This is a genomic window from Streptomyces sp. NPDC059371 (assembly GCF_042751995.1).
Taxonomy (GTDB): domain Bacteria; phylum Actinomycetota; class Actinomycetes; order Streptomycetales; family Streptomycetaceae; genus Streptomyces.
Map to the genome: position 1 here is coordinate 1 of NZ_JBHYXD010000094.1, position 11,644 is coordinate 11,644.

The 11,644-nt window shown below is 70.0% G+C and carries 9 protein-coding genes; 5 read left to right on the forward strand and 4 right to left on the reverse strand.

What is annotated here, in order from left to right:
* Nucleotides 1-86 precede the first annotated feature (86 nt).
* Nucleotides 87-749 (reverse strand): TetR/AcrR family transcriptional regulator, encoded by a 663-nt coding sequence (locus ACFXGX_RS34505; protein WP_384799430.1) that lies wholly within the window; start codon nt 747-749, stop codon nt 87-89.
* Nucleotides 750-994: 245 nt separating this feature from the next.
* On the opposite strand from ACFXGX_RS34505, the gene ACFXGX_RS34510 reads away from it, so the two are divergent.
* The 4 genes from ACFXGX_RS34510 (at nt 995) to ACFXGX_RS34525 (ending at nt 5,222) form a co-directional block, all read left to right on the forward strand.
* Nucleotides 995-1,969, forward strand: coding sequence for a tetratricopeptide repeat protein (locus ACFXGX_RS34510; protein WP_384799433.1), 975 nt, complete (start codon nt 995-997; stop codon nt 1,967-1,969).
* A 618-nt stretch (nt 1,970-2,587) separates the two neighbouring features.
* The gene (locus ACFXGX_RS34515) at nt 2,588-3,223 is read left to right on the forward strand and encodes a DUF6230 family protein (protein WP_355769458.1); all 636 of its coding nucleotides are present in this window, start codon (nt 2,588-2,590) and stop codon (nt 3,221-3,223) included.
* Between the two features lie 120 nt (nt 3,224-3,343).
* Nucleotides 3,344-3,919, forward strand: coding sequence for a DUF6114 domain-containing protein (locus ACFXGX_RS34520; RefSeq protein WP_384799436.1), 576 nt, complete (start codon nt 3,344-3,346; stop codon nt 3,917-3,919).
* Nucleotides 3,909-5,222 (forward strand): hypothetical protein, encoded by a 1,314-nt coding sequence (locus tag ACFXGX_RS34525; RefSeq protein ID WP_384799439.1) that lies wholly within the window; start codon nt 3,909-3,911, stop codon nt 5,220-5,222. The genes ACFXGX_RS34520 and ACFXGX_RS34525 overlap by 11 nt, the downstream gene beginning before the upstream one ends.
* Before the next feature lie 89 nt (nt 5,223-5,311).
* Here the strand turns inward: ACFXGX_RS34525 and pyk are convergent, their stop codons facing one another.
* The 3 genes from pyk to pta form a co-directional block, all read right to left on the reverse strand.
* Nucleotides 5,312-6,742 carry a pyruvate kinase gene (pyk, locus tag ACFXGX_RS34530; protein ID WP_384799441.1) on the reverse strand — a complete coding sequence of 477 codons (1,431 nt, stop codon included), beginning with the start codon at nt 6,740-6,742 and terminating at the stop codon, nt 5,312-5,314.
* Between the two features lie 96 nt (nt 6,743-6,838).
* Complete coding sequence (locus tag ACFXGX_RS34535) at nt 6,839-8,071, reverse strand: acetate kinase (RefSeq protein ID WP_384799501.1); 1,233 nt, start codon at nt 8,069-8,071, stop codon at nt 6,839-6,841.
* 26 nt (nt 8,072-8,097) lie between these two features.
* Nucleotides 8,098-10,188: a phosphate acetyltransferase gene (gene pta / locus ACFXGX_RS34540; RefSeq protein WP_384799444.1), complete on the reverse strand. Its 2,091-nt coding sequence runs from the start codon at nt 10,186-10,188 to the stop codon at nt 8,098-8,100.
* Between the two features lie 251 nt (nt 10,189-10,439).
* Between pta and ACFXGX_RS34545 the strand changes: the two genes are divergently transcribed.
* Nucleotides 10,440-11,465 (forward strand): ATP-dependent 6-phosphofructokinase, encoded by a 1,026-nt coding sequence (locus ACFXGX_RS34545; RefSeq protein ID WP_384799447.1) that lies wholly within the window; start codon nt 10,440-10,442, stop codon nt 11,463-11,465.
* Nucleotides 11,466-11,644 lie beyond the last annotated feature (179 nt).

An 11,644-nucleotide genomic window follows, 5' to 3' on the forward strand; every position in this document is an offset into this window, starting at 1 on the left:
GCCACCGACAGTCACGTCTCCGTCCAACGGCGACGGGCTGATGCACCGGCACGTCCCCGACCCACCCACCGGTCTCAGCCGCCCTGTCAGAGCCCGGCAGGGCCTTCCGTCGAGGGAGGCACCGGGCCGTCGGCCGTCGCGCCGGTCAGGCCGAACAGCAGGACCCGGGTGAACGAGCGCACCCACTCCTCGTCCGCGGGTTCCGCGCTGACCAGGGTGCGATGGACGACCGCTCCGGCGACCACGTCGAAGATCAGGGCCGCGGTGCGGTCGGCGGCGGCCGGGTCCGACTCCGGGGGCAGCTCCCCGCGCGCCTGGGCACGGGCACGGCCCTCCATGACCAGGCGCTTCTGCCGGTCGACGATCGACGTGCGGATGCGCTCCCGCAGCGGCTCGTCCCGGGTGGACTCCGCGACCACGGCCATCAGCGCCGTCTTCGCCTCCGGGCGGTCCAGGATCGCCGCGAACTGGAGCACCACACCCTCGATGTCGGCGGCCAGACTGCCCCGGTCGGGGAGCTCCAGCTCGTCGAAGAGCTCGGCCACCGCGTCGACGACCAGCTCGTTCTTGCCCGCCCAGCGACGGTAGAGGGTCGTCTTGGCGACCCCCGCGAGCGTCGCCACGTACCCCAACGTCAGTTTGGACCAGCCCAGTTCGACCAGGGCCGTGCGCGTCGCCTCCAGGATCGCGGCGTCCGCGGCCGCGCTGCGGGGGCGGCCCGTACGGGAGGCATGGGAGCGACATTGCATGGCAGTGACCATATCCGGCCGCATCACCGGCGATATCCGGCGGTTCTGTGAAGCCGTGAGGGAGATCACCGCAAGACGGCGCACGGGCATGCGTCCGTACAGTTACGCTACGACTCGTAGCGAAAGCTCGACCGCGGCGACAACCGCACTGGCGCCAGGTGGGGACCCGGCGCCGAACAGGCCTGACACAGCCTGGCTTTCACGACGCTTTTCACACGTGCGCGAGGAAGGGGGAGGATGTACTCATGCAGCCACGGAACATGTCCATGAGCGGAGTCGTCGACCTCGCCGCGGTGAAGGCGGCCCAGGAGGCCAAGTCGAAGGCGGAGCAGGCGCGCCACGAAGCGGCCAGGCAGGGCGGAGGCGGGGCCGTGACTCCCGCGAGCCTCGTCATCGACGTAGACGAGGCAGGATTCGAGCAGGACGTCCTGCAGCGCTCCACCGAGGTACCCGTCGTCATCGACTTCTGGGCCGAGTGGTGCGAGCCCTGCAAGCAGCTCAGCCCGCTCCTGGAGCGGCTGGCCGTCGAGTACAACGGGCGCTTCGTGCTCGCCAAGATCGACGTCGACGCCAACCAGATGCTGATGCAGCAGTTCGGGGTCCAGGGGATCCCGGCCGTTTTCGCGGTGGTGGCCGGACAGGCCCTGCCGCTCTTCCAGGGGGCCGCCGCCGAGGCGCAGATCCGCGAGACCCTCGACCAGCTCGTCCAGGTGGCCGAGCAGCGCTTCGGCCTGACCGGTCTGACGGTCGACCCGGACGCCGCGCCGGGCGCGTCCCCGGTGGCGCGGGAGGTGCCGGCCGGACCGTACGACGCGCTCCTCGAGGCCGCCGTACAGGCGCTGGACGCGGGCGACTTCGGCGGTGCCGTCCAGGCCTACAAGAACGTGCTGGGTGACGACCCGGGCAACACCGAGGCCAGACTGGGTCTGGCCCAGGCCGAGTTGCTCCAGCGGGTGCAGGGTCTCGACCCGCAGAAGGTGCGCAGTGACGCCGCGGCGAAGCCCGGTGACGTGACGGCGCAGATCGCGGGGGCCGACCTGGACCTCGTCGGCGGCCACGTGGAGGACGCCTTCGGGCGGCTCATCGACACCGTGCGCGTCACGGCGGGCGACGACCGGGACGCCGTACGCCTGCGGCTGCTGGAGCTCTTCGAGGTCGTCGGTGCCGACGACCCCCGTGTGGTGGCCGCGCGCAGGGCCCTCGCCAGGGCGCTGTTCTGACCAGTCCGTAAACGCCGGGGCTTGTGATGCCCGGGTGAAAGATTGGCCGACAGGGACGGATGTGGCCGCGCTTTACCAAAACTTGGTAAACGCGGCCGCTGTTACTTGTAGTAAGTCCAGGGCGTTGAACTGTCTGTTTCCGTCCGGAATTTGACCACTGTGTCACCCCGGGTGGGGCCACCCTGAGTCGCCGCCCGATACCGACGGGTCGTTCTTCGGTTATCCCGCCGTTACTAGCGAGTAACGAACCCCCTTGTGCACGCGGCGAGAATGCACCACGATCGGCGACGCTCGGTCCATTCCCGCAGCCCGACAGCCAATCGGGCCGGCGGACTTTCTGGGTCCCCACCGAGTAGAACCGACAGCAGTGCGATCGGTTCTTGGGCAGGGGGGTCTTCGCCGTCCGGCGGAGCCTGTCCAGCAGGTTGTGCGTGATGTGTTCAGGCGCGACCAGTGGTTGTCGCTCGGGGGTGATCGCCGGTGATTCGGGTGCATTCGCACCATCGGGTACAGGCGCTCTCCTTCCCGAGGACGTAGCACTTCTCCCATCCCTGCCCGGCTGAGCCGCCGCAACGTGGCAGTCAGGGCCAGGAGATGTACGTCCGAGAAGGAGGAAAAATTATGTCCCAGGTGCGTGGCGGGACCAGATGGAAGCGGTTCGCCGTCGTCATGGTGCCCAGCGTGGCAGCCACGGCAGCGATAGGTGTCGCCCTCGCGCAGGGTGCTCTCGCCGCATCGTTCAGTGTCTCCGGTCAGTCCTTCAAGGTGTCCGCGGACAAGCTTGAGGGAACGGGCTTCTCGCAGTACGGAGCTCTCGACCAGGGCACCGGCCTCGACGGCAAGGCGGCACTGCACCCCGTCGCGGTGTCGGCGTTCAAGAGCGCCGACATCACCAGCATGTGTCAGTCGGTCGTCACCCCGAACATCCCGCTGCTCGGCTCCGTCAGCCTCGTGCTGAAGGCCGGTGGCGGCGGTACGCCGGTACACGCCGACAACCTCTACATCGATGTCGAGGACCTCGGCGCCGACGCGACCTTCAAGAACATCGACATCGGTGTTGCCGCCAAGGACGCCAACAAGGGTCCGGGCATGAAGGGCGGCGGCGAGCAGGCCAACCCCTACGGGTTCGCCCAGCAGGCCGAGTCGGCCACGCTGACCGACGTGAAGCAGACGGCGTGGGCGACCACCGCCGGCACGTTCAAGCTCAGCGGTCTGAAGATGTCGGTGTCCGCGGGCACCCACGAGTGCTACTGAGCACCCCAGGGGTGGGCGAGGAGGCTCAGGCCGCTTCGCCCACCCCGCCGCTCCGCCCGTCGTACGCGGAGCACTCAACGCGTACTTCTCACAGCAATGCCGTTCCAGGGAGCTGTTTCCATGAGCGCCGAGACTCCTGCCGCGCCCGGCCAGAACGATGAGCACTACCTTCAGGTGTTCCGGCGGCACTTCCGTAGCTGGAGGGGCGATCGCCCGTTCTGGGCGGGTCTGTACATCGTGTTCGGTGGTTTTCCCATCGCCTACTTCCCGTACGCGCATCTGCACCTCGGTCACTTGACGCTGGCGATGTCCACCACCGCCGGAGCCGGTTCCCTGATCATCGGCGTGCTCCTCGTCGTGCTCGGGATCAGCCTCTGGTTCCAGAAGCACGTGCGGACGTTCGCGGGTGTCGCCGCGATCCTCCTCGCCCTGGTGTCCATCCCGGTGGCCAACCTGGGCGGCTTCCTGATCGGATTCCTGTTCGCCCTGCTCGGCGGCGCCATGGCGGTCTCCTGGGTTCCCGGCGAACCCGACGAGGGCTACGCCGCGTCGAAGTCCCTCGACGAGCAGGACGCGCCGCAGGCCGCGGCGGCCGAGCCCGTCGGGCCCGAGGCGGCGGACGCCGCGGGCGACCCGAACGATCTGTCAGGAACGAGCCCGAACACCGGGGCGAACGGGAGGCACAGTGCCGGCTGACGAGGTGACCCATGGGACCGACGTGGAGGCGTCCCGTGTGAGAACCGGGCCGCGCCACGCGGCCCCGAGGAAGCCGCTGTTCACCAGGTTCCAGATGCCCGCCGGCAAGGTGATAGCCATAGCGGCGATGCCGACGGCGGTCCTCATGGGCATGGGCTTCACCCCGACGCTCGCCCAGGCCGACGACCACTCCACCTCCAAGAGCCTCACGGCCGAGGAGTACCAGGCGTGCGTCGAGGCCGTCACGGGTGACGAGGCGTCGGACACGGCTTCGCCCTCCGCCTCGGCGAGCGCGAGCGCGAGCGCGCCCTCGGACGAGGCCACGCCGTCCCCCTCCGCGTCGCCGGATGCCACGGACAAGGGCACGGACTCTTCGTCGGATTCAGGTTCCGACGACAAGGCCGAGCCCACCGCGACCCCGTCGGCCTCCGCGAGCGCGCAGGAGAAGGCGGCGGACAAGGCGGCGGACAGCAGCGCGTCCACGCCGACCCCCTCGGCTTCCGAGAGCAGCAAGAACCCGCTCGACCCGCTGGGTGTCGGCGACGCCATCAAGGACATCCTCACGCCCGACGAGACGGCCGACTCCACCCCGGCGCCGTCCGCCTCGGCGAGCGCGACCGCCGGCTCGGACACGTCGGACGGCAAGAGCACCGCGGACACCGTCAAGGACACGACCGACAAGGTCACCGAGACGGTGGACGACACGACGAAGACGGTCACGGACACCGCGTCGAAGGCCGCCTCGGACGCCACCGAGAAGGCCGAGGACCCGGCCGCCGCGGTCACCGAGTCGCCCAGTCCCTCCGCGAGCGCCACCACGGACGCGGCGGACTGCCCGGTCGCCACCGACGACGAGGGCGGCGTGGACAACCCGGTCGCCCTGCCGACCGATCCCTGGTACCTCAACGCCAGTTCGCTGCTCCTCAAGGGCGCCGACTACCAGGGCATAGTCAAGGTGAAGACCGCCGACGGCACCGTCAAGAAGGTGCTGAAGTACGTCATATCCGACGGCACCGACATCGGCGACCTGCACCAGACGGTGAACGACAAGCAGTCCGGCAAGACCTACCACGTGCAGGCCGCGTCGGGCTCGACGTCCACCATCCGCGACGGCAAGACGATCATGTACACGGAGAGCATCTCCGGGAACCTGCTCGGGCTCATCCCGGTCACGTTCGACCCGGACAACCCTCCGCCGCTGAACATCCCGCTGATCTACTTCACCAAGGTGAAGGTCGTTCAGGCCGGCCAGTTCGGCGGAACCCTGCACGTCCCCGGACTCCACCAGTACACGACCGGCTGAGTCGTCCAGAGCCCGTCCGGGAGCCGCACAACGCTGAGGGCGCCCCCTGCGAACAGGGGGCGCCCTCAGCGGCGTTCGGCGGGCGGGTGTCAGGCGTGGTTGACCTCGCCCATGTGGTGCACCCGGACCATGTTGGTGGTGCCGGGGACACCGGGGGGCGAACCGGCGGTCATCACGACGACGTCGCCCTCGTTGAACCGCTTGAGCTTCTGCAGCTCGCGGTCGACCAGGCCGACCATCTCGTCGGTGCTGTTGACGAACGGCACGACGTGCGACTCGACGCCCCAGCTCAGCGTGAGCTGGTTGCGGGTGCCCTCGTCCGTGGTGAAGGCCAGGATCGGCTGGGCGGCGCGGTAGCGCGAGAGCCGGCGGGCGGTGTCACCGGACTTGGTGAAGGCCACCAGGCCCTTGCCGCCGAGGAAGTCGGCGATCTCGCAGGCGGCACGGGCGACCGAACCGCCCTGCGTGCGTGGCTTCTTGCCCGGGACCAGCGGCTGCAGGCCCTTGGAGAGAAGCTCCTCCTCGGCCGCGATGACGATCTTCGACATCGTCTTCACGGTCTCGACCGGGTACGCGCCCACGCTGGACTCGGCCGACAGCATGACCGCGTCCGCGCCGTCCAGGATCGCGTTGGCCACGTCGGAGGCCTCGGCGCGCGTCGGACGGGAGTTGGTGATCATCGACTCCATCATCTGGGTCGCCACGATCACCGGCTTGGCGTTGCGCCGGCACAGCTCCACGAGGCGCTTCTGCACCATCGGGACCCGCTCCAGCGGGTATTCGACGGCCAGGTCGCCACGGGCCACCATGACGGCGTCGAACGCCGCGACGACGCCCTCCATGTTGTCGACCGCCTGCGGCTTCTCCACCTTGGCGATGACGGGGACGCGGCGGCCCTCCTCGTCCATCACCTTGTGGACGTCGTTCACGTCGTTGGCGTCGCGCACGAAGGACAGGGCGACCATGTCGCAGCCCATCCGCAGCGCGAAGCGCAGGTCCTCGATGTCCTTCTCCGACAGCGCGGGCACGTTCACGGCCGCGCCGGGCAGGTTGATGCCCTTGTGGTCGGAGATCACGCCGCCCTCGATGACGACCGTCTTGACCCGCGGTCCGTCGACCTCGACGACACGCAGCTCGACGTTGCCGTCGTTGATGAGGATCTGGTCGCCCTTGGAGACGTCACCGGGCAGACCCTTGTAGGTCGTGCCGCAGATGTGCTTGTCACCCGCCACGTCCTCGGCCGTGATGACGAACTCGTCGCCACGCTCCAGCTCGACGGGGCCTTCGGCGAAGGTCTCCAGGCGGATCTTGGGGCCCTGCAGGTCGGCCAGGACACCGATGGCGACACCGGTCTCGGCCGAGGCGGCCCGGACACGGTCGTACCGGCCCTGGTGCTCGGAGTGCGAGCCGTGGCTGAAATTGAAACGGGCCACGTTCATGCCGGCCTGGATCAGAGCGACAAGCTTTTCGTGGGAGTCGACCGCGGGGCCGAGAGTACAGACGATTTTCGAACGGCGCATGGGGCGATCCTATCGGTTTGTTTCGCATCGGAATATTCCGTCTGGCGGAAGATACAAATGGGCGGGCGGGTGCTCAGGCGTGGCTTTCCGGCCCGCTCAGGCGCTGCCCTTTCCGACCAGTGCGTACGTCTGTGTGGCGATCTCCAGTTCCTCGTCCGTCGGCACGACGGCCACCGCGACGCGCGCGTACGGCGGTGAGATGAGCCGGGGCTCACCGCCGCGCACGGCGTTCAGTTCGCCGTCGACAGCCAGTCCCAGTTCCTCGAGGCCCCTGATCGCGGCCTCGCGCACCGGGGCGGCGTTCTCGCCCACTCCGGCGGTGAAGGCGACGGCGTCCACGCGGCCGAGAACCGCGTAGTAGGCGCCGATGTATTTCTTCAGCCGGTGGATGTAGATGTCGAAGGCGAGGCGGGCCTTTTCGTCCCCTTCGTCGACACGGCGGCGGATCTCCCGCATGTCGTTGTCGCCGCACAGACCGATCAGACCGCTCTTCTTGTTGAGAAGAGTGTCGATCTCGTCCGTGGACATGTTGCCAACGCGCTCCAAATGGAAGATGACGGCCGGGTCCACGTCGCCGGACCGCGTTCCCATCACCAGTCCCTCCAGCGGGGTCAGCCCCATCGAGGTGTCCACGCACCGCCCGCCCCTGACCGCGGACGCCGAGGCCCCGTTGCCCAGGTGCAGCACGATGACGTTGACCTCCTCGGGTGCCTTGCCGAGGAGTTCGGCGGTCGCCCGGGAGACGTAGGCGTGCGAGGTGCCGTGGAAGCCGTACCGGCGGATGCGGTGCTCGTCCGCCGTCGCCACGTCGATCGCGTAGCGCGCGGCCGCCTCCGGCATCGTCGTGTGGAACGCGGTGTCGAAGATCGCGACCTGGGGGAGGTCGGGGCGCAGCGCCATCGCGGTGCGGATCCCGGTGAGGTTCGCCGGGTTGTGCAGGGGAGCGACCGGGATCAGCCGCTCGATCTCCGCGAGGACCTCCGCGTCGATGACCGTCGGTTCGGTGAACGTCCGCCCGCCGTGCACCACCCGGTGGCCGATGGCGGCCAGTTCGGGGGAGTCCAGGCCGAGTCCGTCCACCGCCAGTTCCTCGGCCATCGCCTTCAGCGCGGCCTCGTGGCCGGTGAACGTGTCGGCCCTCTCGCGGGTCTCGCCCGTCGGTCCGGTGGTGTGCCGCAGCAGGGAGGTTCCCTCGCCGATGCGCTCCACCAGGCCGACGGCCAGGCGTGTGCCGTCACGCATGTCGAGCAACTGGTACTTCACCGACGACGAGCCGGAGTTGAGGACGAGGACCCGCACGGCCGGCGGGGCGGCGGGCTCCTCGGGCACGGCGGCCTCGGGGGACGGTTGGGCGCTCACTGACGGGCAGCCTTCTGGTCGGAGGTCTGGGACTGGATCGCCGTGATGGCGACCGTGTTGACGATGTCCTGGACGAGCGCGCCGCGGGACAGGTCGTTGACGGGCTTGCGCAGACCCTGGAGCACCGGGCCGACGGCGATCGCGCCGGCCGAACGCTGCACGGCCTTGTACGTGTTGTTGCCGGTGTTGAGGTCGGGGAAGATCAGCACGGACGCCTGCCCGGCGACCTTTGACTCCGGCAGCTTGGTCGCCGCCACCGACGGTTCGACGGCGGCGTCGTACTGGATCGGCCCCTCGATCCGCAGGTCGCCGCGGCGGGCGCGCACCAGCTCGGTCGCCGCGCGCACCTTGTCGACGTCGGCGCCCGAACCCGAGGTGCCCGTGGAGTACGACAGCATCGCGATCCGCGGTTCGACGCCGAACTGCTGCGCGGTGGCGGCCGAGGAGATGGCGATGTCGCAGAGCTGCTCGGCGTCCGGGTCGGGGTTCACCGCGCAGTCGCCGTAGACCAGGACCTTGTCGGCCAGGCACATGAAGAAGACGGACGAGACGATCCTCGACTCCGGCTTCGTCTTGATGATCTCGAAGGCGGGCCGGATCGTCGCCGCCGTCGAGTGCACGGCCCCCGACACCATCCCGTCGGCCAGGCCCTCCTGCACCATGAGCGTGCCGAAGTAGTTCACGTCCGCGACGACGTCGTAGGCCAGCTCGACCGTGACGCCCCGGTGGGCGCGCAGTTCGGCGTACTTCTCGGCGAAGGAGTCCCGCAGCGGAGACGTCTGCGGGTCGACGAGCTGGGTGGCGCTGATGTCGATACCGAGGTCGGCGGCCTTCTTGCGGATCTGGTCGACCGGGCCGAGCAGGGTCAGATCGCACACACCCCGGCGCAACAGCACCTCGGCGGCGTGCAGGACGCGCTCCTCGGTGCCCTCGGGCAGCACGACGCGGCGCCGGTCGGAGCGGGCCTGTTCCAGGAGCTGGTGCTCGAACATCATCGGGGTGAGCCGGCCGCTGCTGGGCGCGGAGACCCGCTTCAGCAGGTCGACGGTGTCCACATGCCGCTCGAACAGACCGAGCGCGGTCTCCGCCTTGCGGGGCGTGGCCGCGTTCAGCTTGCCCTCCAGGGCGAAGAGCGCCTCCGCGGTGGGGAAGGAGTTCCCGGCCACCGAGACGACCGGGGTGCCGGGCGCGAGGCGGGCCGCGAGCGTGAGGATCTCGGTGGTCGGCTTCTCGTCCAGGGTGAGCAGGATGCCGGCTATGGGCGGGGTGCCCGCGCTGTGCGCCGCCAGCGAGCCGATCACCAGGTCGGCCCGGTCCCCGGGGGTGACCACGAGGCATCCCGGGGTCAGGGCCGCCAGGAAGTTCGGCAGCATCGCGCCGCCGAAGACGAAGCCGAGCGCGTCACGGGCGAGCCCCGCGTCGTCGCCGAGGAGCACCTTGCCGCCGAGCGCGAGGGTGATCTGCGCGACCGTGGGCGCGGAGAGCGCGGGCTCGTCCGGAAGCACGTAACAGGGCACCGGCAGCCGGGGGTCGAGCCGCTCCGCGATCTGCGCCCGGTCCTCCGGGGCCACCCGGTTCACCACCATGGCCAGGACGTCGCACCCCAGCCCGTCGTACGCGCGGTAGGCGTTGCGCGTCTCGGCGCGCACCGACTCGGCGCTCTGGCCCCGGCCGCCGACGACCGGGAGCACGGACGCGGCGAACTCGTTCGCCAGCCGGGCGTTGAGAGCCAGTTCGTCGGGGAGCTGGGTGGCGGCGAAGTCGGTGCCGAGGACGAGGACGACGTCGTAGTCGCGGGCGACCAGGTGGAACCGGTCGACGAGCGTGGACACCAGCTCGTCGGTACCCTGCTCGGCCTGGAGCGCGGACGCCTCCCGGTAGTCCATGCCGTACACCGTCGCCGGGTCCTGCGCCAGCCGGTAGCGGGCTCGCAGGAGCTCGAAGAGCCGGTCCGGACCGTCGTGCACGAGCGGGCGGAACACCCCCACCCGGTCGACCTGGCGGGTCAGCAGTTCCATGACCCCCAGTTCGACGACCTGACGGCCGTCACCTCGGTCGATCCCGGTCACGTACACGCTGCGCGTCACGCGTGCTCTCCATCCGTTTCGTCGCCAGGCGGGTTTCTGGGCTCGGAAAAAGGGCCCACCAACGTGAGCAGAACCCTCTTGACAATACCTCCGGCGCTGGCTAAGGCGCCCGCCAGGGGAAACGTGCCGGTCGGGCGGGAGCGGCGTCCGGGGCGCGTGTGCGGCGGTGGACGGAATCGGCGGGGCCTCCCGGGCCGTGAAACAATCGAGACGGCTCACACGGACCAGCAGGGAGCAGGAGACACAGCACGATGCGCATCGGAGTTCTCACCGCAGGCGGCGACTGCCCTGGCCTGAACGCAGTGATCCGGTCGGTCGTGCACCGAGCGGTCACCAACTTCGGGGACGAGGTCATCGGCTTCGAGGACGGCTACGCCGGACTCCTCGACGGCCACTACCGCACCCTCGACCTCAACGCCGTCAGCGGCATCCTCGCCCGCGGCGGCACCATCCTCGGCTCCTCCCGGCTGCAGCGCGACCGGCTCCGCGAGGCGTGTGACAACGCGCAGGACATGGCCCGCGAGTTCGGCATCGACGCGCTCATCCCGATCGGCGGCGAGGGCACGCTCACGGCGGCCCGGATGCTGTCGGACGCGGGTCTGCCGGTGGTCGGCGTGCCGAAGACCATCGACAACGACATCTCCGCGACGGACCGCACCTTCGGCTTCGACACCGCCGTCGGCGTCGCCACGGAGGCCATGGACCGGCTGAAGACGACGGCCGAGTCCCACCAGCGTGTGATGGTCGTCGAGGTCATGGGCCGGCACGCGGGCTGGATCGCGCTGGAGTCCGGCATGGCGGCCGGCGCCCACGGCATCTGCCTGCCGGAGCGTCCCTTCGACCCGGCCGACCTGGTCGCGATGGTCGAGGAGCGCTTCGCGCGCGGCAAGAGGTTCGCCGTCATCTGCGTCGCCGAGGGCGCCCACCCCGCCGAGGGCAGCATGGACTACGGCCACGGCGAGATCGACCAGTTCGGCCACGAGCGCTTCCAGGGCATCGGTACGGCTCTCGCGTACGAGCTGGAGCGCCGCCTCGGCAAGGAGGCCAAGCCGGTCATCCTCGGCCATGTCCAGCGCGGCGGCTCGCCGACCGCGTACGACCGCGTGCTCGCCACCCGCTTCGGCTGGCACGCCGTCGAGGCCGCGCACCGCGGCGACTTCGGCAAGATGACCGCGCTGCGCGGCACGGACATCGAGATGGTGCCGCTCGCGGACGCGACCACCGAACTGAAGACCGTGCCCAAGGACCGGATGGACGAGGCCGAGTCGGTCTTCTAGACCCGGAGGCCCGCGGGCGGAGACCGGCCCCTGGGTCCCGCGGGCGGAGACCGGACGCTGGGTCCCGCGGGCGGAAGGCGGTCCGACGCCCTCGCCCGGGGGGGGGGGGGGGGGCCCCCCCGCCCGCGCGCGCCCGCCCGCCCCCCCCCCCGCGCCCCCACCGCCACACCCGCACACGC